This window comes from Vibrio sp. OPT18, from assembly GCF_015163615.1.
GTDB lineage: Bacteria > Pseudomonadota > Gammaproteobacteria > Enterobacterales > Vibrionaceae > Vibrio > Vibrio coralliirubri.
Genome location: NZ_JADDYK010000048.1, coordinates 42,593 through 66,157, shown reverse-complemented (window position 1 = coordinate 66,157; position 23,565 = coordinate 42,593). Strand labels below are relative to the sequence as shown.

The window sequence follows — 23,565 nt, the reverse complement described above, 5'->3', positions numbered from 1 at the left end:
TTATAATGAAAGGAATAGACTGTGATGTGAACGAAATACGGTCTTGCATGCTCAAAATTACTGTCTTCCACACTTAAGTTAAAGACTAAAGACTAAAGACTAAAGACTAAAGACTAAAGACTAAAGACTAAAGAAAAAGCCCTACCGGACTCAGTGCCGATAGAGCTTATTCGAAATTGCCAACATTATGCAGCATTGAGATCAAACGTCAGTGTTTGTTCTGCTGCACATACTTCAACAGGCCAGCCATAGGATTGGTATTCAAGCGCAAGTTTGTCCGCCACTACGCGAGATACCGTCGCAGTGATCCACATGCCTTTGCCCATTACTTGATATTTAAGCGTTCTCATTTCCATAGTCATCACCGTTCTCCTTCTATATTGGCTGCGCGAAGTCTATAGCACCTCTGGGGGCTGAAATTTCGAATTAAGCTCAAATTCTTTATAAAATGGCTCACTGTTTACGCTTGGCTCAAAACTCAATCAACTAAGGGAAAACGGTTGCATTCTGGAAGTGAAATCACTCTTTAAGTCTCTGTATTATAATCGAATTAAAATTAACCAGAAAAACAATATAAGAGATCTCTTACAACATTATCAGAGATCGCACTAGGTAAAAACTTCTCACTAGAAGCCAGACTTGTGTGGCGATTGTGTGCGTTTTTGGTTGCGCTGTTGAAGCAAGATTTGTTTAGTTTTGTATGTGAAATATTCTAATTTATTTAGCGTATGGTCCTGCTTTTAAATCCAAATCACAGTTTTATATGTTGCTGTGCTTCTTTTATTCAAACCGATACGCTATTTGATTTTGGTCATTAACCTTTCGCTCATTAGTTTGCACTATCTATACGTGTTCTGTTCCACATAAACGAGATGTATAGAGGTCCTTATGACTAATCCAACCAAAACCGATCGTAAAGTCACGATCGGCAGCTATATCGCACTCGCGTTCGCGATTGTGTTCTTTTCAGGTTTAATGCAGTCCAATGAATGGTATGGAGTGTTCGATTTTACAACGCTCAACGGTTCATTCGGTAAGGTCGCTTACGATGTGAGTGAAACGGCCGATGGTATTCAAGCGGCAACGACGTCACTGCGTGGTAAAGGCGGTAGTGGTGCTCGCGACGGTTTCATTTTTGCTTTGACACTTATTCCGACCGTGATGTTTGCACTGGGTATGATCAACGTACTTGAGCACTACGGTGCACTGGATGCAGCTCGTAAACTGCTGACACCTCTGCTTCGCCCTCTGATGGGGATTCCGGGTAACTCAGGCTTGGCACTGATCGCGTCTTTGCAAAGTACCGATGCTGGTGCTGCGATGACACGTCAACTGAAAGATGAAGGGCATCTCACTAAACGCGAAACCGATGTGTTTACCATGTTCCAGTTTACTGCGGGTGCGGCGATCGTTAACTTTTTCTCTTCAGGTGCGGTGCTGTTCACTCTAACCGCGATGGACGGCTCTTTAGCGGTGACATCGTCAATTGGTTTGGCTGTCGCTGTGATGTTTATCTTTAAGTTTGTCGGCGCGAATCTGTTCCGTATTTACCTCAACATTACTGAAGGCAAAGAAGACAAACCAAAATCAGACAAAGAACAAAAACTGGAAGAGGAAGTAGCATAATGAGCGAAGTTAAAGCAAAGAAACCAATGGTTACTGATATTTTCGTTGAAGGTGCTAAGAAAGGCTGGGTTATTGCTACTACCTCTACGGTACCGAATGTTCTGATGGCGTTTGTGATCATCAAGGCATTGCAGATAACGGGTGCGCTGGATTTGATGGGCAGTGTATTTGCTCCAATTATGGCGGTATTTGGTTTACCTGGCGAAGCGGCAGCAGTATTGATTGGTGCGTGGATGTCGATGGGTGGCGCGGTGGGCGTGGTTATCACGCTGTTTGACCAAGGTATTCTGAACGGCAACCATATCGCTATCTTGGCGCCAGCTATCTACTTGATGGGCTCTCAGGTGCAATACATGGGCCGTATTATGGGACCAATTGGTACTGAAGGTCGCTACATCCCGGTGATGATCGCGATTTCGGTATTGAATGCGTTTGGTGCAATGTTCTTGATGAACATTATTTTGTAACGTGACTTTGAACGGTTAGCTGCGAACAGCTTTCAGACGTTACAAAAAAGGAAACCCCGTTTGGCTTTCACCAAACGGGGTCTATTCTTTTCGTAGCCATCCTGCTACTGCGCGTTACTTATCTTTCAATAGGTAACTGGTGCTCCCTGCATCGTTCCTTGACGTGGCTAAATCCTTTAACCTATCCAATTCATCGCCGTCCTAGCGGTGTCCTTGCAAACTCATCATCCTGATAAGCGACTCTATCCTAGAGCATAACTTCCTTGCTGATAACTCATCCTAAGCCATCAAATCTTCATCCTGAAGATACCTAATCCGTTAGGCTTTTTCCTGTTCCTGCCAACTCCCTGTCGACATGTGTATTAAACACTGCAGAGGCTTTGCTCACAATCCACCTCAAGAAATAAATGTACCCGCTGATCGAAAGAAGTATGCGTGGATTCATACAAAACAAGGGCTTGGGTTTGTATTTTAGGAATTTTCTGCGAAGCTTGATTGTGATCTCTTACGTTCAGTGTGAGAGATCTCTTACAAGTGCTCGGGCGCGATTTTCATTTTATCTCGGCAGGTGTTGTCGAACAGATAACAAAGAACACTGAGTAAACACAAAAAAATAGGGAAATATGATGGTTACAGCACTTTACGCAGCCTTGCTGACGGTCGTAATGATTTGGTTAGCGATAGAGGTGATCAAGCAAAGGCGAATCAATCTTGTTGCTCATGCTGATGGCGGTGTTGAGTCGTTACAGATAGCACGTTCGGCACAAAGTAACGCTATGGATTACATCCCAATCACGGTGATTTTGATGGGATTGGTAGAGATGAATGGTGCCGGTGTGTGGCTGATTCATGTCATTGGTGTCGCGTTTATTCTGGGGCGAGTGATTCATGCGAAAGGGATCTTAGCGAAGAATTTCAAAGGTCGAAAAGTGGGGATGGTGTTAACGCTTATCTGCATGATCTCTTTGATTGTCCTAAACTTAGCTTACCTACCTTTTGATAAAATGTTCTAGGGAGCATTATGGCGTTGCGTCTTCCTCCTGCTTGGGCAATTGTCCTCGCAGGCTTGATACTCAACATCATGGCGATTGTCATGTCGAGCTTGGTGCTCGATAAAATTGAAGCTGAGAAAGCGGAATACAACGATCGAAAATACGGCAATGTGTACTCAATACAGCTTGCTTGGAATACGATTGAAACCCTAGAGCGCAAGCGTGAAGCGATTTTGATTCACCTTGATAAACCAGAAACGGTGCAGCCAACCACAGTTCTCGATGAAGCACTGCGTGGGCAACTTAGGCGTTGGGTGAGTAGCGAAGTGCCAAGTATCTCTTTGGCTCACTTACCGAAACTGATGATGCTGATAAACAGTGCACAAGAAGCGCAACGAACCCGAATCGATGACTACTATTTGGATAACCTGACCTTGGTTGAGTTAATCCAAAGGCTTGATGAGAAAATGGCTTTTTATAAGAACATCGCCCTGTTTCTTCAAGTATTTGGCTTGGCGCTTATCTTAGCGCGCGATCTCGCTAGAAGACCTTAGTCTTTAACTTTATTTCCTCTATTTACTTGTCTACTTTACCGTTAGCGAGACTCACTTGGCAGGTTAGGGTGCTGTTGGCCTTGGTACTTTGGTAACTGTTCTTTTAGCCCTTTAAATGTGCTCAGTGCACTGCCTATCGATAACTTGTTCATCAACCAATTCGGTAGGATGCCACCTGCGTTCGCATAAGCGGTGTAGGTGATGTAGGTATTGCCATTAGTCAGCGGTTGCAGTGTCCAAAGTGCGTCCACATCGTAGATTCGAATGTATCCCGACTCTTTCGCCAAATAGTTCGACGCATCCTTTATCGACAAGACAAACTGCCCATCCTCGATGCTGTATTTTGAGTAGGTCACCATGTCTCGATCTCTGGCAGGCCACGGTGCTTTGAATTGGGTATAGACGATGTTTTCCGCCTCAGATATCTGCATTAACACACGGCTTTGCGATACATTATCTATCCAGTTTGGCACGTTCTCACTGTCTTCCAATAACAGTAAAAAACCGGAGTAAGTGGTGGGCGTTTGCATCTGTGCTCGTATCTCGACCAAGCCTTCGCTGTGTGGCCTTTTATCTATCATGATGCCATCTTCACTTTTGACGAACTGCCACGGGTTGGCATAAGTCAGTGTCGATAGGGCGCAGAGGCCGAGTACCAAAATCCTAGGTAATGTCATTATTCTTCCATAAAAAGAAAAGCTTATCTTCTAGGATTATAGAATAGAAATGGACTTTGTAGGTGTTGCTAATCGCTTTGGATTGACCTCTTTGGGGAAAATCCCAATGAAAACGGAAGCGTTCGGTCGCTTCCGTTTTATTCTTGGGCAATGGATAAGCGCTGTAGGCTAGAGCTTATAGCTTATAGCTTATAGCTTATAGGCTTCTACGGTTTTGATGGTTGTCCAGTTGCTGTTGGCGTCTTGGATGAACTCTTGTGTATTCTCCAGCCAGCGTTTCTGAACCGATTTGTCTAAGTTCAGATACAACTTCCCATCTTCCACTTTCCAAGCGAGAGGGTCGGTTTCAAACTTCTTACCCATGGCTACTCCAAACGCGCAGTAACCGCCATATTGAGGGGCATAGGCTTCTGGATTGGCTCGAAATTCATCTCTGTTTTCACTGTTCGCAAAGTTATAGATCGCATTCTTATAGGTCGCTGTGAACTCAGATGTGCCTTTTAATGGGCCTTCATTGGCAAAGTAAGCGACAGGATCATAGCCTTTGATCGCGAGGTCATTGCTGTCGACACTCATATCAAGGTCTGCTGCCATTAACGAAAAGCTGGTGCCTAGTAACGCGGCCAATAGAGTGATTTTTTGACTGGTCGATTTCATGTGTGACATATCAAGTTCCTTGTCAGTGTTGGTTATCTTGTTTGAAATAATTTAGCCCACTCGTCCGGTCTATAGAGGGACAAAAGAACTAAAAACTAAGCGAATCGTTCGGAGGATGCATGGATCTGCTTTCACAACTCATGGAACATTTCTCGATACGCACTGGCGTTTTCTATTCTGGAAACCTGTGTGGGGTGTCGTCATTTAACGCGCAACAAGGTAAAGAGGGGCATCTTCATGTATTGAGCGCAGGGGAGTTGAGCTTGTCTAGCGCTCATACGGAACACAGGCATTTGTCGCAGCCTTGCATTGTTTATTTGCCGAATAGCACACCACATGCGATAGAAGGCGTGGGAGACGGCGCGGAAGTCGTGTGCGCGAACGTGCAGTATCGTTCCGGGCAGATGAATCCTTTATTGTCGGCTCTGCCTGACGTAATAGTGATTCCGTTTGAGGAGGCACCTAACTTAATGCCAGTGATCGAGGTGTTATCTAATGAGTCGAGCCAAGAATCGTCGGGGCAGCAGTACTTAATGGACAAATTGAGCGATGCCTTGATGGCTTTGATTTTTCGTCATCTCATCGAACAACAGAAAATTGATAGCGGCGTTTTCTCGGCACTTGCTCACCCACGATTGGCTTCTGTGGTCTCGGCTATTCATCGATTACCTGCTCGTCATTATTCGATTGCCGAAATGGCGTCACTGGCCGCGATGTCTCGCACTCAGTTTATTGAAGCGTTCAAACGGGAAGTGGGTGAAACGCCGGGAGATTATGTGCAAAAGTGGCGAGTCTCTGTGGCTCAATCTCTGTTATTGCAAAATAAGCCGATCAATTGGGTCGCTGATGAAGTGGGTTACAATAGCTACTCAGGATTCTCACGTGCTTTTCAACATGTTGCCGGAGTGTCGCCGCGCCGTTGGCTAAAACAAAATGCGTCGTGAAACGCCGGGCAATCCCCACTCGGTTTATGGCTATTCGCATCAGGCTGGTCTATGTTTTAGCGGAAATTGTATGTAGTTTGTTCTTTTATCGGAAGAGGGTGTAAAAAGGTGGACTTTATAAGCGCGTTGTAACATCCTGCCCGTCCTATTTTATCTAGACACCAATGAGACGAAGTGCCTGCTGAACATTATTCAGCCTCCCGTATCTCATTAAAGTATTAAGGAGTTCAACTTGAACCTATTTGTAAGAGACCTTACCGTTATCGATTCTTCATACATCTGTGAGCACAGAGGGGTCGTAGGAGATAGTTGGATTTTAGATGTCACCATGTCTGGTGAACTTAATGAAATGAGCATGGTGCTGGATTTTAGCAAGGTCAAAAAGCAGATCAAACAGCTTGTCGATGAGCATGTTGATCACCGCTTATTGCTGCCAATGCAAAGCGCTGCAATTGTTCTTCAAGGGAGCAAAGCGGGCTACTCTAAGGTTGATGTGTTGCGTGGTGACAAGAGCCTTCATCTACATTGCCCTGATGAAGCATATTGCCTGATTGATGCAGAAGCGATCACCATCGAGAGTGTGACCGCACACGTTTACAATATCCTTCGCGATAACCTACCAAGTAACGTCACCGGGTTAGAGATCACCCTTCGTCATGAGAACATTAATGGCGCGTTCTACCACTACACCCATGGTTTGAAAAAGCATGATGGTAATTGCCAACGCATCGCCCATGGTCACCGTTCTCCAGTCGAAATCGTGGTTGATGGTCAGCGTGACGAGCAACGCGAACAAGCATTTGCTCAGCGTTGGGAAGACATTTATTTAGGGTCTAAAGAAGACCAGGTTTCAGTTTCATCACTTAACCTGAGTGAACACGCGAACACTGTTAATGATGAAAGTCACTATGGTTTCCGCTACACCGCACCACAAGGCGAATTTGAGCTGGCGATTGCTAAGAGTGAAACAGAAATCTTGCCGACGGATACCACGGTGGAATTACTTGCGGGCTATATTGCGGATCAAGTTGAACCGAGCCTAGCAGAGAGCCAATCACTACAAATCGTCGCTTATGAAGGTGTTGGCAAGGGCGCAATGGCGTTCCGATAACACTTGAACGAGTGATACAGTCTCGTTACTGACATGATGAAATAAAGGCAAGGTAATCCGTTATCTTGCCTTTATTTTTTGTGGCTCTTTAAAACTGATTTAGCGAAGTAGCACGCGTCGCAGTGGTGTTTTCTCGATCCCAGCAACCAACCCAAAGCTCAACAATACGGTGCCAAAAAATACCGTAACGTCTTTTGCCAATTCCGTAATACCTAAAACTCCACAGACATTGAATAACACGATAATGATCAGCAGATGGCAAACGTAGATACCCAGCATGCGATTTGAAATGGCACGCACCCAAGCGTAGTTACCCATGTTTGGATTAGCCAAAAGCCACATAAACACGCCCATCCCCCATAACGCCGTGCCAAACAAGAAATCATTCATGTTGAATCCGACGTCGAACGTGGTGAGCCATGCCGCCTCAGCAAAGTGAATCAACATGCCTAACGCTAATAACCCCAACGCTTTAGTTGATGACACCTTCCATTGATTCTGACGAATAAGGAAACCTAAGGTCACCATTAACGTGCTAAAGAACGGGCCATTACGCGTGAAGAAAGGTGCTTCTAACCCGGTTAGCGTTACGTAGCTGCCCGCTAAAACACCATAAACGTAAAGTACAATAGCCGTTGGTAATAGCAGTTTGTCGAGTTTCATTTCGACTATCAAAGCAATGATCAAAACGGCACATACGAGAGCGGGAATAAACCATAAATGCACCAATCCGCCCTCCAAGAAAGAGTTAAGTGGTGTGTTCATTAAAAAGCCCCAATAGCCTTGGCGCTCACCTAGGTATCCAAACTCTTCTACTTTCGCGAGGTTGAATGGCATCACTAAGCAAATGATGCTCCATACCAACCAAACCTTAAGCAGTGGTTTAGAGTAGTTAATGACGGTTTGCCACGGGGAGGCAGTCAGCTTGGGCTGAATAAGATAACCGGAGATTAGGAAAAACAGAGGTACCGCAAAACGAGCGGTTTGGTTGAGTACATAACCGATCCAAGGCACTTCATCTATTTGCCAATAAGTGAGTGCCATTTGACCGTGTAAACCAATGATCGCCAAGATAGCAATCACTCGGCCTAACTCGATACTGGCGATGTGTTGTGAAGGCGTATGTTGAACGGAAGACATATCAGATCTCTTAGTAAAATTTTTACGAAATCTAGCAGTCTTTATGCCCAACCAGTTAGTCCTAAATCAAGGCTTATGACCTTTGTTTCAAGGCTTATGTCGGTTTTTTGAAGCCTGTCGCAGCTATATTAAATCCATTGCAGTAAGTACAAAAATACCGAGAGTACAAGTGATAAGAGAAACAACAGTAGTAAGCGCGATGATGTTAGCCGCCAGTGTTGAGTTTCCTCCCATCGCACGAGCCATAACGTAGCTTGCCGCTGCCGTTGGTGCTGCGCTCATCAAGAAGATAAGCCCAAGATCGAGCCCTTCAAATCCTAAGTACCCAGCCGCCAATGTAATCAGTAACGGTGAGGCAATTAACTTGTAGCTAGAGGCAAACCACGTCGATAACTTTTCTTGTTTGAGCGAGCTGATATCGAGCGACCCACCGGTACATAGCAATGCTAACGGCAACGTCATGTTGGCAAAGTATTGACCAGCGTCAGTGACCATTTTTGGGATAGGGATAGAAAGCGCATAGAAGACGACCGCTAAGAAAATAGCGATGATCAATGGGTTTTTGGTAATCGACTTGGCGATTACTTTAATCGCTTTCGCGCCAGTGTCTTCGCCTTTGGGTGTCAGTGCAATCACGGCTTGAATGTTATACAGCACGGTTAGGGATGCGACATAGATAGCCGCCAATGCCACGCCTTGGTTGCCATAGATATTAGCCACATAGGCGAGGCCGATGATCGCGGTATTAGCGCGAAATCCACCTTGGACAATCACACCTTGATCTTTCGAACCTTTAAATACTAACTTGGTCGAGAAAATCGTGAACAAGAAAAAGACAAAGTTAGCGATGACGCCAAAGGCAACTAACGCGCTACTGGCTGAAAAGTTGTGATTCGATTGAACAATACTCAGAAATAGCATTGCGGGCAGGGTGACTTGAAATACCACCTTAGATGCGACATCAATGAAATTGTCATTGATTAAGCCGATTCGCTTGAGCATCACACCAAGAAACAGCATTAAACAGATAGGGCCTGTTACCGACGCCGAAAACGCAAACTGTTCCCAAAGTGTGTTCATTGTTTTTCCTTTGTTAGCCGATTTCAATTTCCTTTGAATATTGTCGCATTTTTCCACAATTCTTTGATAATACAAAATGAATACCAAGGGTTAAGTAAAAAATCTTGAAAAAAAGAACGAACGTGCTAAAAATAATGTATCAGATTTATTATTGGTGAATAATGAGCAAGGGAAAGATAACCAAAGAGTATATTTTGAGCCATGCATTCGCGCTTGCGAGTGAGAATGGGCTTGAGAGTTTGACGATTGGCGAGTTAGCCAAGCAGTGTGGCATGTCTAAGAGTGGCTTGTTTGCACACTTCAACTCTAAAGAGAACCTGCAACTCTCTGTACTCGAGTATTCCTACGCCATATTCACCGAAAGAGTCATCATTCCCGCAAGAGAGCTGGGAGATGGTGATATTGAAGCGAAATTGAAACAGCTGCTCGACAATTGGCTAGGCTGGAACCATTCGTTCCAAGGCAGTTGCATGTTTATTGATGCATGGAAAGATGCGGGCAGTGAAACGTCTGTGATTCAGAAAGCACTGCAGAAAACCATTTCAGTGTGGATTGACTACTTGACGATTCAGGTAGCAAAAGCGGTTGAGAGCAAACAGTTCAGAGCCGATTTAGATCCTAAACAGGCAACTTTCGAGTTATACGGCCTCTACTTGAGTGCGAACTTGTTCTACTCGTTGCGAGGCCAACAAGCGAGCCACACCCATTTTTGGAGTGGTGTACAGCGCTTACTCACTAGCTGGAAAGCGGTTTAACTCGCCAAGCCACTTGGTTAGGAAATCCATAGAGTTCGCAAACCAGTTAGTTTGCAAGCTTCTTAGCCCGCAAACTATTGAACTCGTAAAGCATGTGACTTTGCGTAACTACGGTTTGCAAAAGACTTTAAGAGAAGTGGCGGCAAGCAGCCATAAAAAGCGCTATCGCCATTTTTTATACTAACAAATAGCACGGTCGTTCGATTTTTAGGGCCGAGCTCGATCCGCCAATGATAATGGCGATACAAGGAACGGTCATGAGTGACAAAATCTACTTTAATACATCGAACAAATTCAGCTTCAAGCGCAGCTTGATTGGCGCAACAACCAACCTGCATTACATCCTAGCGCCGAGCCATGCGAAGAAAACAGCACGTAAGCTGCTGCTCACTCCAATGCGTACTGAGCAAAAAAATGCTGATCCCCAAGGGCTTATCAAGAGTGAAATTAAAGGTCGTGATGGCGTTATAAAAACGTACTCTTTAGGTACGGGTCCTGTTTGGGTGCTGACTCATGGCTGGTCTGGCACCGCGAGTCAGTTCTTCCCTCTGATGGAACACATCGCCGCTAAAGGCTTTACGGCTCTGGCTTACGACCATCCTGCTCATGGTGGCAGCGATGGTGTGCATGGTCATATTCCTGCGTTTGTGAACGGTCTTGAAGCGATTCTAGATTCGGTAGGTGAGGTAGCTGGTTTGGTCGGTCACAGCATGGGTACGGCTTCTGCGTTGGAATGTAAGCACGTTAAATTGGAAAACAAGCCACTATTGCTGATTGCACCTGTACTGGATTATCTAGAAAACCTCTTTGGCAGCGTCGCGCGTTCAGGTTACTCAATGAAACTGTTTGAAGCGGTAGTCGGAGAAGTAGAAGAGCAGTTTAACTACCCAATTCAGTCTGTTGATCCCTATGGAAAGCTAGCGCTTCGTGAGTCTCAGACGATCATCGTTCATGATGAGCAAGACAAGTTTACTAAGTTTGATGTGTCTCAGCGTGCGGCTAATGAAATGGGTCGCGTTACCTTGATTGCGACTCAAGGGCAGGGCCACGGGCGAGTAATGAAGTGCCCACAAGTATTCGAGAGTTTTGATAACTTGATTGGTTAACTTTAACGAATCAAGCAATTAGAACGCCAGCTAAGAAAACAAACACTAAAAAGGCCAACCAGACATTATCTGGTTGGCCTTGCTTTTAGGTGTTTAGTCGACGCTTAGTTCGCGTTTAGCTAAACCCTATTTTTAGTTAGCAGCTTGCAGGACCGATCTCTTTCCACACACCCCATTGGCCTGTCGTTGTTGGATCTTCACCGGTTGTCCACCATTTCGCTTCCCAAACCTTACCGCCTTGAGTTACTTGATCGCCACCCGTGTAAACCGCGCCTGAATCCCAAGCGTTAGTACACGTACCGCCGCCTGTGGTTTTCTTAATAACTTTCACTGAAGTAGCCGCTACCGATGTCTCTGTGCCATCGCTGACCGTTACAGAGAAGTTCAGCGTTGTATCTTGCGTGTATTCCGCCGCGACAAAGCTCACTGAAGAACCTTGAACCGTTGCATCAATACCAGCAGGTACATCCCATGTGAAGGTCAATGTGTCTTGGTCTGCATCGCTCGAAGCTGAAGCATCAACCACGACTACATCACCCGCATTAACTTCAGCCGGAGCCGTAACCACAGCAACTGGTGCTGTATTGACTGGGCCTGTGTCTTTAGGAGTTACCGTTACAACAACGGTGTCAGTTGCAGTAGCGCCTTCGTTATCAGTTACCGTTAGGCTGAACGTGAGTGCTTCTTGTTGCGCGACTTCAACCACATCGAAGCTTGCAACAGCCGCATTCGCGTTCGCCAGCGTTACTGCCGTGCCGCTTACTTGTGACCAAGCATAGCTCGCAATCGTACCGTCGCTGTCTTTTGAAGCGCTGCCATCTAGAGAAACAGAAGCCGGGCCTTCAACTGATTGGTCTGCACCTGCAGCTGCGGTTGGTTTGCGGTTGACAGGATCTGTCGTACCGCCAGCAAGACCTTCATGCATCGCATTCAGAATGTCGCCGTTATCTGCATCAATTTCCCAAGAGAATAGACCCGCAAGACCAAGGCTACGAACGTACGCGCCTTTTGCTTTAACTGAGCGGTCATCATCAAATGTGATTAGCTGGCCTGAAGTGCGGTTCCAAACGTAAGGCGCTTCTGCCATTTCGTCGTAGCCATATTCGAAGCCGTTGATGCCTTGGTTGTTCGCGCCAAGCATGTTTGCTTTAATACCTTTGTAATCAATAACGCCATCTTCCCATACGCCTTGCGCAGAGCTACCTTTCAGTTTGCCGTTACCTACGCCTGTCATAGGGTCGCTAGGATCGGTGAGTGATGATGGTAATACGCCTTCCCAACCACGACCGTACATCGCTGTACCAACCACAAGCTTGTTCGCTGGAACACCTTGCTCAAGCAACAATTGAATGCCGTTGTCTGTGGTGTAAGCAGGGCCTGTGTACTGTTCGCCATTTTCATCAAGGCCTGTGCCATCACATTGACCAGGGCGCATAAAGTTACCGCAGTTGAGTGCTGTTTGGTGACCTAAAACGTTATTCCAACCGCCGTAGAAGTCGTAAGTCATTGCGAAGATGTAATCCATGTATTGGATAGCATCGCCGTAGTTCACGTCTTCAATCTTATCGTGGCCGACACCAATCGCAGAAGTGAGCTCGTAAGTACGACCGTTTTCCGCTTCTAGCTCATCTAGCATCACGCGAAGTTCTGCCATCAATGAAATGTAAGCTGGGCCATCATTTACAGGGTCACCAAGGTCTGGCGCCGCACCGCCTCCACCAGGGAATTCCCAATCGATATCCACACCGTCGTAGAATTTCCATGTGTTGAGGAATTTCTTAACCGATGCAACGAAGGTGTCACGGTTGGCTTTGGTTGTGAAATCAAAGAACGGGTCAGACAGCGTCCAGCCACCAATCGATGGGATGATCTTCAAATCAGGATTACGCTGTTTTAGCGCCATCATCATTGCGTAGTTACCCTTGATCGGTGAGCTGTATTCGTGTCCCGCTTGAGGAAAGCTCTTTTGGAATGCCGCCCAAGGATCATGAATTACCACTTCGTAATCGTTAACACCCTGACAAGCTGTCATGAGTGCGTTGTAGCTGTTACCACCTACTGATTTAACTGATTCGTTCGGACCACAAATTGGGATGAAGCCATAAAGGATATGGGTCAAGTTGTCAGCGGGTAGGTTATCAACGGTGTAATCACGGCCGTAAATACCCCACTCAACAAAGTAAGTACCGACTACCGTGTTTGGATCTGTGTTGTACGACTTGTTGTTCGGATCCACATTCATCGCAAGTGGCGCTAAGTGTGAGCCATCGGTATCAGCGATCGTGATTTGAGCTGGTGCGCTCTTGCTACAACCTGTTTCATCACATGCTTCGATTTCCATCTCAAATAAGCCGCCTTGGCCGTATTCGAAAGAAGCTGTGGTTTGGCTGCCAGTGATTGGGCCGGTGGCCACTTTAACGCCATCAAAGTAGATGTTGTACGTGTTTCCTGACGTTCCGCTCCATTGGTTGAACTTAACGTCGACCTTCGCTTTGTCGTGATATTTCACCATCTGGTTGTAGCCAGAGGTGGTTTCCATCGCGAGTTCAATTTTAGAAAATTGCAGGTTGTTGGAACCGTACATGTCGATGCTAGGTGCTGTTGGAGCAGCTAATGCTGTACCAGATAGCGCTAGAGCAATGCTTGCAGCACAGGTATTTATACGAATCATACTATTTCTCTCATTCCTTGAAGATTACGAGAACCCAATGGCCCCATAAACGGCTCCAATCAGTTTTGAAGGAGCTTCCCAGTCAGTATTCGAGAGAGTTTTAATTTCATAACTGAAAATAAATCCGTTTTCGATGGACAACTAAAAAATTGTATCTTGTTACAATTCTGTTGCTTAACGAATGAGAGGCTGAGTCCATGTTTTATAAAATAAAACATCCTTCAGTAGGAAAATCTCACAAGTGAAAATTCACGACATGAAGTTATGAAAAGGTGCGACAAACTATAAGAAAATACTGTGGATTGAAGCAGAATCACAAAGTGAAGTATGTTGAGCGAGTGTGTTCGATCGACGAGTAAACTTGAAGGCGAATGCAGTTCGGAGTAAGGAGAAGCGAGGTCTATCTTTTGAATTGTTCAGCTAAGGAAGCGCGTCGTTGTTGCATGACACTATGGGTATCACCAGTCGCAGTATCTTCGTAGCCTTCTTTAATAAATTGCTGAGATGGTACGCTTGGCTCTAATCGCTTCAAGCGAGGCGAATCGTAAGTACCACTGATGGTGTAAACGGTGGTTCCAGAGCCAGTGTTGATCGTGACGATCTTACCGTCAAAATCGAATGAGGTAGTGATAAGACGATGATTCATCATCACACCGTTCTCTGAAAGTGTCAGGATATCGGTGTTGTAAGGTGGCGCCGCAATCTCTATCCATGTGCCATAGACGTTGCTTGGGCTGACAGATTGCTGGTGGGCTTGGTAAGCAAAATAGCCGGCGGTGAGGGCAACCATAAAGCCAGCTAATAGGAAGCCGTAGAGTAACGAGTTGGCAAATAGATCTCTGCTTTTAGTCGGCTTTTTTGCCATTATCTCTTCATTTTTCGACTGATATTGTTTTAGATTCTATTAACTAAAACCTTAGTTTGCAAAAATTGTTCTAAGAGTTAGAAGCAGGATCGAATGTTCTAATAAATTTGGTTGCATTAGTGGTTTTTAGCCTTGCTCCTCAGTATTTACGTTATCCATGAAAGCGAATTCCAGAAATGCTTAAGCTATGCGTATTTATTTCTTGTAGGAAAGTCTCGAATTGGTTAAAACAATTATCACCTAAATTTACGCATAGGCTTACTCGGTGAGCTCAATAATTGCAATTTGAAGATAACAAGGAAGTACAATGATTAAAGAAAACACATACTTTGAAGGTGGCGTTAAGTCGTTAGCGTTTAACCAGTCTGGTGCTGATGTGAGTGTTGGTGTAATGGCGGCTGGTGAGTACACTTTTGGTACTGCGGCTCCAGAAAAGATGACCGTTGTTAAAGGTGCTTTGATTGTAAAGCGTGTTGGCGATGATGACTGGACGACATACCAATCTGGTGAGTCTTTTGACGTTGCGGGTGATTCATCATTCGACCTACAGGTAAAAGAAGCGACGGCTTACCTGTGTGAGTACTTGTAATCAGGTCTAAATTTGTTCAATCAGGGCATCGTTTGTCTCTGATTGAATAGAAAAAAACCACGCTCTAGGAGCGTGGTTAAATAAGTGATAGTAACCGGCAGTGGATAGTGTCACTTGTTTTTGTAGTCATCAAATGGATGACCAAATCGTTGTTCGTTGCAAAATCTCTTCAATCTTCAAAGCTCAAAGCTCAAAGCTCAAAGCCAAGACATCAGTAAGTCTCAAACACACCGTTGTTGTAGTCTTGAATTGTCTGTTCAATCTCTTCCATCGAGTTCATGACAAACGGACCATAGTGCACAACAGGTTCATTAATCGGTTCACCAGAAAAAATCAGTACCCCTGAATCTTCCAAGCTACCCAAAGACAGCAAGTCAGCTTTGGTGAGCAGGGCAAGTTGACCTTGGTTGATCACTTTGTCGCCGATCTTAATACTACCCTTGTACACGTAAGTCATGGCATTGTGATTAACATTAGTCCCTAACGTGACTTTTTGCCCAGAATGAGAGCGCCAATCCGCAACGCTTAATGGCACACCTGTTTTCTGTAATGGCCCCTGCGCTCGTAAAGCCTCTGAATCATCGTCAGTTTGGTTGTGCAGTTCAAACTCTCCAGCAATCACTCTTAACAAACCACTTCGTTCACTTTGATGTTCCGCGATGCTTTCACTTTGGAAATCGTGATACTGCGCTGGTTGCATTTTGTGTGTCGCAGGTTGGTTTATCCAAATCTGAAAACCATGCAGCGCACTTTCTTCCATCATTGGCATTTCGCTGTGAATGACACCACGGCCTGCGGCCATCCATTGCGCGCCACCGCTGCGCAGTTCTCCAACATTTCCCATATGGTCTTTGTGTTGGAAGTGACCTTGGAGCATGTAAGTGAGCGTTTCTATCCCACGGTGAGGATGTGGAGGAAAGCCGCCAACATAGTCTTTGCTTTCATCCGACTTAAGTTCATCAATCATTAAAAATGGAGAGAAACGTGCGTTATTAAAACCTGCGAGTCGTCGGATTTTGACGCCATCACCATCTGAGGTGGCATGTGCTGCAATCACATGATCTACTGCTCTTACATTCGTCATTTTGAAACCCTCGTAAACTTGAATAGCTGTAGTTTATGTAATTTGATTTAAAAAGAAGATGGCACAACGTTGAGTGACTTATTCGAAAATCTTGAACAGGTAACAATATGAAATTATGTCTATACTTGAATAGAGAGTAGACCGCCAAGGAGGCCGCTATGGCAGTTCAGCAAAAACATGGCGAAAGGCATGGTCGGATGGGTTTTGATAACGACTTTACAACGGAGCAAAGTCAGCGTTTTACAGAGGTTGCAAACAGTGCGGTAAAACGCCGCGTGAAAAAACGCGAGATAGAAGCGCCGTTTATTCAGTCAGCTAAGCAAGCCGCTTTTAAAACCGTGGTGAGGCGACCTAAAGGGAATAACCCAAACCGAACACGTCAAGTCATATGGATTATTATGATCGGGTTAGTGAGCCTTTGGCTTATGTACTTTGCAGGTTAGCAGCGCCGCTCAGTGATAGGAATGGCTAGCGTTGGCGCGTTTTTAATAGCGTAACATTGTTCCCTTCGATCTTCGCTTCAAAGCAATCTTCAAGTTCAGATGAATCCGGTGCTGAGCTGCTAATAAGGCTCGTTGGTAGTTCTTCTATCAAGGTCGATACTGGGTTGTCGTGATAATAAGCGTATCGGTTTTTTCCTGAATGCTTGGCCACATACATCGCTTTATCAGCACATCTCGTTAGCTCATGTAATTCTTGTGCATCTTGCGGATACAAAGAAACTCCAACACTGAGCGTTAACTCCTTGATTCTCTCGTTTGTTTGGCAGCCGCTTTCGAACAGCCCGCAAATCCTATCCAGAATACCATCTAGATCTTTACGTGTAGGAATATCGTAGAGCATCAAAACAAACTCGTCTCCAGCAAAGCGCGCGATGGAATAATCGTATTCATGGCTTTTTCTGTCTCTGGTTCGAATGTTGTTGCTCAAGCGATTGGCAAAATGCTGTAAGACACTGTCTCCCACATCATGCCCGTAGCTGTCGTTAATGCCTTTAAAGTCATCTATATCCAAAAAGACCAATGCCGTAAGTGATCGCTCACTATCTACTGTGGCTAGTTTTTCTGTCGCCCAGCGTTCAAAGCTCCAACGGTTTGCCAAGCCGGTTAACTGATCTCTGTAGGCGAGATCTTCAATGCCTTCTTTATACAGGCGTTGAATATAACTGACGGCTTTTGTGTAGTAGTAGGCGGATGTGTGGCACACCAAGCTCATGGTAAATAAGCTAAGGACAAATCGGTGTGTGCTGTTAAATGGCAAAGAAAAGTTGTTGGGCATTGCTGTAATCAAGGTGCTGATGAACAGGCAAAACGAGGTGCTGAAGATAATGCCAATTCTGAAATCATTAATGAAAATGACCGCGGCTAGAATTGGGTAGAGCCAAAGTATGCGATCGGGGATGGCGTGACTGTACAAGAATAGGATGACGCCCTGAACTAGAAGAACAGCACTCAGGATCAATTCGGAGTACTCAGGGTTGATGACTTTTCTTACATATAAAGCGTTAGAGATGGCAATGATGGCGAAGCACAATTCGAACATTGACAGCGTGTAATGCTGGCCTTGGAAGTAAGCCCAAGTATAGAAAATGAATAACGCAGCGGCAGTCAGTGAAAAGGAGTGGACAATTTTTTGCTTACGGGTGGATCGTATGTCCGCCATTTCTTCTAGGTGTCTGCCGACGAGCCTTTTCATGTGATCTGTGCCAAAGTTTTTGATAATGGTGTTAATAGTAGATTAAATAACAAGCTATGCAGAGGCTTAGATGTCTATTTAGTGTGACTACTATCAAGGTTTCATATGAAAGGCTGTTCAATTAATTCAAAATAGTGATGTATATCACCGACGGTACAGGTCATCTCTAAAAGATTAGATTTAAGCATCAAATCTGTAACCGTTGTTTGATGTTTATCTACTTGCTTTCAAGTGAGTTACTCCACATAGTTTGTAAACGACCAAAATTAAGAAAGGCTCATTATGTTAATTACCTTTAGTTGTAAAGCTCATGCTAGTGTCACGATGTTCGGTGAAGTCGGCCTCCAGTTCATCAAGATGCTTGGGCATAGCGGCTCCATCCCAGGCGCTCTGGATGCTTCAGAGGTTCCTAAAGCTCTGGATAATCTACGTGCTGCGATTGCAGCAGAGCAGAGCAAGCCCGTAGAGCAAGAAAATACTGATGACGACAATGAAGAAGAGGTGGTTGAAGCGCCTGTTAATATCGGTAGCCGAGCGTTCCCACTGGTTGAATTATTAAAGGCCGCCATCAAGGATGAATGCGAAGTGATGTGGGAAGACGGCAGCGGTAAACGACTGTAGTACGATTCGCGCGAAAAGTAACAAGCCTATTGAATCTATTTTAATAAGAATGGATGTTGAACCAGTATCGGACACACCATGGAGTTTGATGGTGATGAACCGATACTGATGTTTTATTTGATCAGCGATTTAGAAGCTAGTAACTAATAACTAATAATTAATAACGAACCGCTCATAACGAAAAGCTAGCTGGCTTTGTTAAATCGAATCGATTGTATTTTCTTTTCACTACCATCTAGGTAAGCGTAGCTTTCTAAGATCCAAAGTTGGCTATTGAGCATTCCCAATTCAATGCGAACATCAGCACTATTTACACCCTCATAGATGACATCTTGGATGTTAGTTGGATAAAAATTGTAACGATTATTTTGAGATTGAGGCTCGCCAGCAAAGTTGACATTTACCTGGGTAGCTTGGTTAGTGACATCCATTTGGTAGCCTTGAGCTTCATCGTAAGAGAACTGAGCCGTTAGGTTGACTCCTTGTGAATTAGCTACGCTCACCTCTGCTTGACTAATGCTGTTCAGTTTTCCTGTCGACTCTAAGTCCGAGATGGTATCCAGAGTGTTAACGTGATTGTGGATAGTGACATCCCATTCGCCAATGAAATTATTGAGCTCTTCCCAATTTTGTTGCTTCGTCTCTGTTGCTGCTGTGGCATTGACGTTGGTGTGCGCAATGGCTTCGTTACGGCTATCGTGACGGATGTTGTCTCGATTACTTCTAATGTCGTTACCTGCACCTGCAACCCCGCCGGCTACTCCGCCGACAACGGCACTTTTCATTGCTAGCTCTGCATCACCTGTTAATGCACCTATCGTGAGTCCTAACAGTGCGCCACCGACAGCGCCCTGCTTGGTGCTCGCATTGGGATCATCTTCACCAGGTGTCACACACCCAGCAAGTAGTGGAAGGCTAATAGCAATCGCAAGTGATGATTTGACCATTGAATTCATAGTTGGAACCTAAAAATGTGTTTATAAAAGGATCCAAACTTTATCAATGCAATGTCAGGCAACCATTATGAATAATGCTTTGTTTGTTGCGAAGTGTTTCACTTGTTTCTGTTTATTTACAAGGTTCGTCAGCCTTGAAATGAGTGACTTTTGTTATCGATATATCAATCCATAACACACCGTAAACAAAGTGATGCTGTTCACGCTTTCTTGACTCCCAATTCTGAACTAAGAATTTTTCCTAGTTATTCTAAGACCCTCTCTCATGCGGTCGATTTTTAGACTCCTTATTATTTCCCTGTCAAATAACAAACAATGCATGGTCGCAATTATGCCGTGCAGACCTCATAAATAATAAGAGAGTTCACAATGTTAAAGTTCCTAGATCAGGTTCGAAAACCGACGCTGGATCTTCCGGTCGAAACTAGAAGAAAAATGTGGTTTAAACCATTCCTACAATCTTACCTCGTCGTGTTCATTGGTTATCTAACCATGTATTTGGTCCGTAAGAACTTCAATGTCGCGCAAAACGACATGATTTCTACTTATGGGTTGTCGATGACGGATCTAGGTCTTATCGGTCTGGGTTTCTCTATCACTTACGGTATCGGTAAAACTGTCGTTTCCTATTATGCCGATGGTAAAAACACTAAGCAGTTCCTACCATTCATGCTTGTCCTTTCTGGTATTGCCATGTTGGGCTTCAGCTTCAGTATGGGCGGCGGCAGCGCTAGCTTATTCTTGATGGTTGCCTTCTATGCGTTGAGTGGTTTCTTTCAAAGTACCGGCGGTCCTTCAAGCTACTCGACCATCACTAAATGGACGCCTCGTAACAAGCGTGGTTCTTATTTAGGCCTTTGGAATATGTCGCACAACGTGGGTGGCGCAGGTGCGGCTGGTGTTGCTCTGTTCGGTGCTAACTACCTATTTGATGGCAACGTGATCGGTATGTTCGTGTTCCCATCAATCATTGCGATTGTGGTTGGCTTTATTGGTATGCGCTTTGGTAATGACTCTCCAGAAGCCTATGGTCTAGGTACGGTTGAAGAGTTGTTTGATGAAGAAGTCAGCGAAGAAGATACGGCTGCTGAAGAAAATCAAATGACTAAGAAAGAGATCTTTGTTGAATACATCCTGAAAAACAAAGTGATCTGGTTGCTCTGCTTCGCGAATATCTTCTTATACATTGTTCGTATCGGTATCGATCAATGGTCTACCGTTTATGCGTATCAAGAGCTAGGTCTATCAAAGGAAACGGCGATTTCAGGCTTCACTCTGTTTGAGGTTGGTGCACTAGTCGGTACGTTAATGTGGGGTTATCTATCTGACCTTGCGAACGGGCGCCGTGCTTTGGTTGCTTGTGTGTCGCTTGGCCTTATCATCGTTTCTCTAGAGTTCTATCAACATGCAACAAGTGAGTTCATGTACTTAGCATCACTGTTTGTGCTTGGTTTCCTTGTGTTTGGTCCTCAGTTGCTGATTGGTGTTGCTGCAGTAGGTTTCGTGCCTAAGAAAGCAATCAGTGTTGCAGATGGTGTGAAAGGCACATTTGCTTACTTAATTGGTGACAGCTTTGCCAAACTTGGCTTAGGCATGATTGCAGACGGCACGCCTATTTTTGGCTTAACGGGTTGGAAAGGCACGTTCGCAGCGCTTGATACGTCAGCTGCCATTTGTATCGTGTTACTGCTCTTCGTTGCGGTTGCGGAAGAGAAGAAGATTCGCCACGCTAAGAAAATGCACTTAGCGTCTCAAAACGCGTAGCGAGTCTCACGTGCTTTATCTGATTAAAGCACGTGAGATCATACCAATCGTTAGTTCGATTCAGTATCATCTCTATCAATAAACTTAATTTTAGATAGCTCCTGTTGGGGCTATTTTTCTTTCTTACTCTTAATTCTGGTTAATATCATGATTAATGTTGCGCTTGTTGATGACCACGTCATTGTTCGATCTGGCTTTGCTCAATTACTCAGTCTTGAAGCTGATATTACGGTCGTGGGGGAATTCAACTCTGCGGCAGAAGCACGCCTAGGATTGCCAAGCTGTCACCCTGATGTCGTGATCTTGGATATCTCAATGCAGGACGAAAGTGGCCTGAGTTTATTGGAAGAGATTCCATCTGGCATTGCCAGCATCATGTTGAGCGTTCATGACTCTCCGGCGATGGTTGAGAAGTCATTAGAGTTAGGAGCCAAAGGTTATCTCAGCAAGCGCTGTAGCCCTGATGAGTTAATCCAAGCCGTACACACGAGCGCAAATGGTGGCTGTTATCTCACGCCCGATATCGCTATAAAGCTTGCGACGCCCATGAAGAATAAAGCCTCTTTAAATCAGCTCACCCGCAGAGAAAGCGAAGTGTGTCAGCTATTGGCAACAGGGCTCGATGTAAAATCTATTGCCGTAGAGCTAGGAGTTAGCCATAAAACGGTGCATGTACATCGAGCCAATGCGATGGACAAACTCAATGTTAAGAACAACGTCGAGTTAGCTAAATTGTTCACACAAGACCAGTACTAATGCGTTCCTATCTAGCCACCTCCCTGTGTGGGGTTTTTATGGCTGGCTGTGCATGGTTCTGTTTATGGGTTATTGCCTTCTATTTCATTAATGACCCTGAGTTAGCCATTCTGCTTTTCCCATTCTCACTTCGATTGGGAATGACGCTGCACACTCGCACCCACTATTGGCCCGCTATCTATATTGCAGAGTGGGGGCTTGCGATCGCTTTAGCTCTGCTACTTGATGAACCTCAATGGCTGACGATCCTTATCGCCAGTGGATTGAGTATTCCTGCCACTCTCATTGCCAAGCGTTATTATTCTGGTGACCAGAATCGTCACTTGCTAGTGATGGCGAGCTTAATCATGGTCACCGCATCAATTAACGTTGCTGTGGTGGGTTCTCATGTACCAGCCGTTTACATGGTGTGGTTAGCGAGTATCACGGGTGGACTGATGCTGGTGCCGATGTGTTATCTGGTCTGGAACTATCTATTCCAAAATAAGTGGGCGCCACTAAGCTCTTACTTAATCAACAATGTCGTTGAGTTCAAAATTCGTCACATCGCTTTATATAGCGTCTTGTTGGTGGCCAGTATTTTGATACAAACCAGTTTGCCTGATGAACTAAGGCGCTTCGCCCCGTTCTGTATGGCTATCCCTATTATCTTGCTCGCTGTTCGTTACGGATGGCAAGGCGCTCTGCTTGCAACAATGTTAAATAGTGTCGCGTTGATTGCTGCCCACAGCGGAACATCCAAACTCGAAATTACCGACTTACTCTTGTCTCTATCTGCTCAAACTATCACAGGTATACTGCTTGGCCTTGCGGTTCAAAAGCAGAAAGATCTCAACTCCAAATTGCGGAGCGAGCTCTCTAGGAATCAAAATCTTTCACGTCAGTTAGTTACCGCTGAAGAATCGGTTCGTCGTGATATTGCGCGTGAACTGCATGATGAAATCGGCCAAAACATCACGGCAATTCGTACTCAGGCAAGCATTATTAAACGCGTCGATGCCGCTGAGATGAGCGTTCGCTGTGCGGGTACCATTGAATCATTATCTTTGAATGTTTATGACACCACCAAACGTCTACTTACAAAACTAAGACCTAAGATGTTGGACGATTTGGATCTAAAAGATTCTGTGGAACAGCTTATTCGAGAGATGGAGTTTTCTGATCACGGCGTTGATATCCAGTTAAATTGGCAAGGTGATTACTCGTGTTTGAGTGACACGCTTAAGGTCACTATCTTCAGGCTGTGCCAAGAGTCTCTAAACAACGCCTCTAAATACGCCAACGCGAGCGAAATCAGAATTGAACTGATTTTAGATGATCAGGCTTATCTTCGGATCTCAGATAATGGCGTTGGTTTTACAGCGCAAGACCTTCTCAAAGGAATGGGGGTTCGTGGTATGCAAGAGCGTGTTCAGGCGCTCGGCGGCAAGATGACAATCAACGCTAATGGCTCAT

The 23,565-nt window shown here is 45.0% G+C and carries 25 protein-coding genes; 15 read left to right on the top strand and 10 right to left on the bottom strand.

Features of this window, described 5'->3' with window-relative positions; genetic code table 11:
• Positions 1-185: 185 nt before the first annotated feature.
• Positions 186-362, bottom strand: a complete 177-nt coding sequence (locus tag IQQ51_RS11245; protein ID WP_017061524.1) for a hypothetical protein — start codon at positions 360-362, stop codon at positions 186-188.
• A 526-nt stretch (positions 363-888) separates the two neighbouring features.
• Between IQQ51_RS11245 and IQQ51_RS11240 the strand changes: the two genes are divergently transcribed.
• The 4 genes from IQQ51_RS11240 to IQQ51_RS11225 all read left to right on the top strand — a co-directional run bounded on the left by IQQ51_RS11240 (position 889) and on the right by IQQ51_RS11225 (position 3,639).
• A complete protein-coding gene (locus IQQ51_RS11240; RefSeq protein WP_048610036.1) occupies positions 889-1,626 on the top strand; it encodes a nucleoside recognition domain-containing protein in 738 nt (245 codons plus the stop codon).
• A complete protein-coding gene (locus IQQ51_RS11235) occupies positions 1,626-2,093 on the top strand; it encodes a YjiG family protein (RefSeq protein WP_004737023.1) in 468 nt (155 codons plus the stop codon). Before IQQ51_RS11240 ends, IQQ51_RS11235 begins: the two co-directional genes overlap by 1 nt.
• Positions 2,094-2,719: 626 nt before the next feature.
• The gene (locus tag IQQ51_RS11230; RefSeq protein ID WP_193841104.1) at positions 2,720-3,106 is read left to right on the top strand and encodes an MAPEG family protein; all 387 of its coding nucleotides are present in this window, start codon (positions 2,720-2,722) and stop codon (positions 3,104-3,106) included.
• A gap of 8 nt (positions 3,107-3,114) precedes the next feature.
• Positions 3,115-3,639 (top strand): hypothetical protein, encoded by a 525-nt coding sequence (locus IQQ51_RS11225; protein WP_017061527.1) that lies wholly within the window; start codon positions 3,115-3,117, stop codon positions 3,637-3,639.
• A gap of 41 nt (positions 3,640-3,680) precedes the next feature.
• Here IQQ51_RS11225 and IQQ51_RS11220 read toward each other — a convergent pair whose 3' ends face one another.
• On the bottom strand, positions 3,681-4,316 hold the full coding sequence (locus tag IQQ51_RS11220; RefSeq protein WP_193841103.1) for an START domain-containing protein: 636 nt from the start codon (positions 4,314-4,316) through the stop codon (positions 3,681-3,683).
• A gap of 49 nt (positions 4,317-4,365) precedes the next feature.
• Here IQQ51_RS11220 and IQQ51_RS27755 point away from each other — a divergent pair, with 49 nt between their 5' ends.
• Positions 4,366-4,488, top strand: a complete 123-nt coding sequence (locus IQQ51_RS27755) for a hypothetical protein (protein WP_265584314.1) — start codon at positions 4,366-4,368, stop codon at positions 4,486-4,488.
• Positions 4,489-4,505: 17 nt separating this feature from the next.
• Here the strand turns inward: IQQ51_RS27755 and IQQ51_RS11215 are convergent, their stop codons facing one another.
• Complete coding sequence (locus tag IQQ51_RS11215; protein ID WP_193841102.1) at positions 4,506-4,982, bottom strand: YHS domain-containing (seleno)protein; 477 nt, start codon at positions 4,980-4,982, stop codon at positions 4,506-4,508.
• Between the two features lie 110 nt (positions 4,983-5,092).
• On the opposite strand from IQQ51_RS11215, the gene IQQ51_RS11210 reads away from it, so the two are divergent.
• Both IQQ51_RS11210 and IQQ51_RS11205 read left to right on the top strand, forming a co-directional pair.
• The gene (locus IQQ51_RS11210) at positions 5,093-5,917 is read left to right on the top strand and encodes an AraC family transcriptional regulator (protein WP_193841101.1); all 825 of its coding nucleotides are present in this window, start codon (positions 5,093-5,095) and stop codon (positions 5,915-5,917) included.
• Between the two features lie 232 nt (positions 5,918-6,149).
• Positions 6,150-7,028, top strand: a complete 879-nt coding sequence (locus tag IQQ51_RS11205; RefSeq protein ID WP_048610300.1) for a 6-pyruvoyl trahydropterin synthase family protein — start codon at positions 6,150-6,152, stop codon at positions 7,026-7,028.
• Between the two features lie 99 nt (positions 7,029-7,127).
• Here IQQ51_RS11205 and IQQ51_RS11200 read toward each other — a convergent pair whose 3' ends face one another.
• Together IQQ51_RS11200 and IQQ51_RS11195 are read right to left on the bottom strand one after the other, a co-directional pair.
• Positions 7,128-8,168: an acyltransferase gene (locus tag IQQ51_RS11200; RefSeq protein WP_193841100.1), complete on the bottom strand. Its 1,041-nt coding sequence runs from the start codon at positions 8,166-8,168 to the stop codon at positions 7,128-7,130.
• Positions 8,169-8,291: 123 nt separating this feature from the next.
• On the bottom strand, positions 8,292-9,248 hold the full coding sequence (locus tag IQQ51_RS11195; protein ID WP_048610304.1) for an AEC family transporter: 957 nt from the start codon (positions 9,246-9,248) through the stop codon (positions 8,292-8,294).
• A gap of 161 nt (positions 9,249-9,409) precedes the next feature.
• Here IQQ51_RS11195 and IQQ51_RS11190 point away from each other — a divergent pair, with 161 nt between their 5' ends.
• Together IQQ51_RS11190 and IQQ51_RS11185 are read left to right on the top strand one after the other, a co-directional pair.
• Positions 9,410-10,003 (top strand): TetR/AcrR family transcriptional regulator, encoded by a 594-nt coding sequence (locus IQQ51_RS11190; protein ID WP_193841099.1) that lies wholly within the window; start codon positions 9,410-9,412, stop codon positions 10,001-10,003.
• A 257-nt stretch (positions 10,004-10,260) separates the two neighbouring features.
• On the top strand, positions 10,261-11,109 hold the full coding sequence (locus IQQ51_RS11185; RefSeq protein ID WP_017061536.1) for an alpha/beta hydrolase: 849 nt from the start codon (positions 10,261-10,263) through the stop codon (positions 11,107-11,109).
• Between the two features lie 136 nt (positions 11,110-11,245).
• On the opposite strand, the gene IQQ51_RS11180 is transcribed toward IQQ51_RS11185, so the two are convergent.
• Both IQQ51_RS11180 and IQQ51_RS11175 read right to left on the bottom strand, forming a co-directional pair.
• The gene (locus IQQ51_RS11180; RefSeq protein ID WP_193841098.1) at positions 11,246-13,780 is read right to left on the bottom strand and encodes a glycosyl hydrolase family 18 protein; all 2,535 of its coding nucleotides are present in this window, start codon (positions 13,778-13,780) and stop codon (positions 11,246-11,248) included.
• A 400-nt stretch (positions 13,781-14,180) separates the two neighbouring features.
• Positions 14,181-14,645, bottom strand: a complete 465-nt coding sequence (locus IQQ51_RS11175; protein WP_017065063.1) for a DUF2850 domain-containing protein — start codon at positions 14,643-14,645, stop codon at positions 14,181-14,183.
• Between the two features lie 307 nt (positions 14,646-14,952).
• On the opposite strand from IQQ51_RS11175, the gene IQQ51_RS11170 reads away from it, so the two are divergent.
• On the top strand, positions 14,953-15,234 hold the full coding sequence (locus IQQ51_RS11170; protein ID WP_017057600.1) for a pyrimidine/purine nucleoside phosphorylase: 282 nt from the start codon (positions 14,953-14,955) through the stop codon (positions 15,232-15,234).
• A gap of 211 nt (positions 15,235-15,445) precedes the next feature.
• Here IQQ51_RS11170 and IQQ51_RS11165 read toward each other — a convergent pair whose 3' ends face one another.
• On the bottom strand, positions 15,446-16,318 hold the full coding sequence (locus tag IQQ51_RS11165) for a pirin family protein (protein ID WP_193841097.1): 873 nt from the start codon (positions 16,316-16,318) through the stop codon (positions 15,446-15,448).
• A 158-nt stretch (positions 16,319-16,476) separates the two neighbouring features.
• On the opposite strand from IQQ51_RS11165, the gene IQQ51_RS11160 reads away from it, so the two are divergent.
• Positions 16,477-16,761 carry a hypothetical protein gene (locus IQQ51_RS11160; RefSeq protein ID WP_048610314.1) on the top strand — a complete coding sequence of 95 codons (285 nt, stop codon included), beginning with the start codon at positions 16,477-16,479 and terminating at the stop codon, positions 16,759-16,761.
• 25 nt (positions 16,762-16,786) lie between these two features.
• Here the strand turns inward: IQQ51_RS11160 and IQQ51_RS11155 are convergent, their stop codons facing one another.
• Positions 16,787-17,980, bottom strand: coding sequence for a GGDEF domain-containing protein (locus IQQ51_RS11155; RefSeq protein WP_193841218.1), 1,194 nt, complete (start codon positions 17,978-17,980; stop codon positions 16,787-16,789).
• 315 nt (positions 17,981-18,295) lie between these two features.
• On the opposite strand from IQQ51_RS11155, the gene IQQ51_RS11150 reads away from it, so the two are divergent.
• Positions 18,296-18,634, top strand: coding sequence for a DUF1840 domain-containing protein (locus tag IQQ51_RS11150; protein ID WP_193841096.1), 339 nt, complete (start codon positions 18,296-18,298; stop codon positions 18,632-18,634).
• A 185-nt stretch (positions 18,635-18,819) separates the two neighbouring features.
• Here IQQ51_RS11150 and IQQ51_RS11145 read toward each other — a convergent pair whose 3' ends face one another.
• Complete coding sequence (locus IQQ51_RS11145; RefSeq protein WP_193841095.1) at positions 18,820-19,590, bottom strand: hypothetical protein; 771 nt, start codon at positions 19,588-19,590, stop codon at positions 18,820-18,822.
• A 369-nt stretch (positions 19,591-19,959) separates the two neighbouring features.
• Between IQQ51_RS11145 and uhpT the strand changes: the two genes are divergently transcribed.
• The 3 genes from uhpT to uhpB all read left to right on the top strand — a co-directional run.
• Positions 19,960-21,354, top strand: a complete 1,395-nt coding sequence (gene uhpT, locus IQQ51_RS11140; protein ID WP_048610001.1) for a hexose-6-phosphate:phosphate antiporter — start codon at positions 19,960-19,962, stop codon at positions 21,352-21,354.
• Between the two features lie 147 nt (positions 21,355-21,501).
• Positions 21,502-22,110 carry a transcriptional regulator UhpA gene (uhpA, locus tag IQQ51_RS11135; RefSeq protein ID WP_017061545.1) on the top strand — a complete coding sequence of 203 codons (609 nt, stop codon included), beginning with the start codon at positions 21,502-21,504 and terminating at the stop codon, positions 22,108-22,110.
• Positions 22,111-22,148: 38 nt separating this feature from the next.
• A partial coding sequence (gene uhpB / locus IQQ51_RS11130; protein WP_265584313.1) for a signal transduction histidine-protein kinase/phosphatase UhpB occupies positions 22,149-23,565 on the top strand: 1,417 nt, incomplete at its 3' end.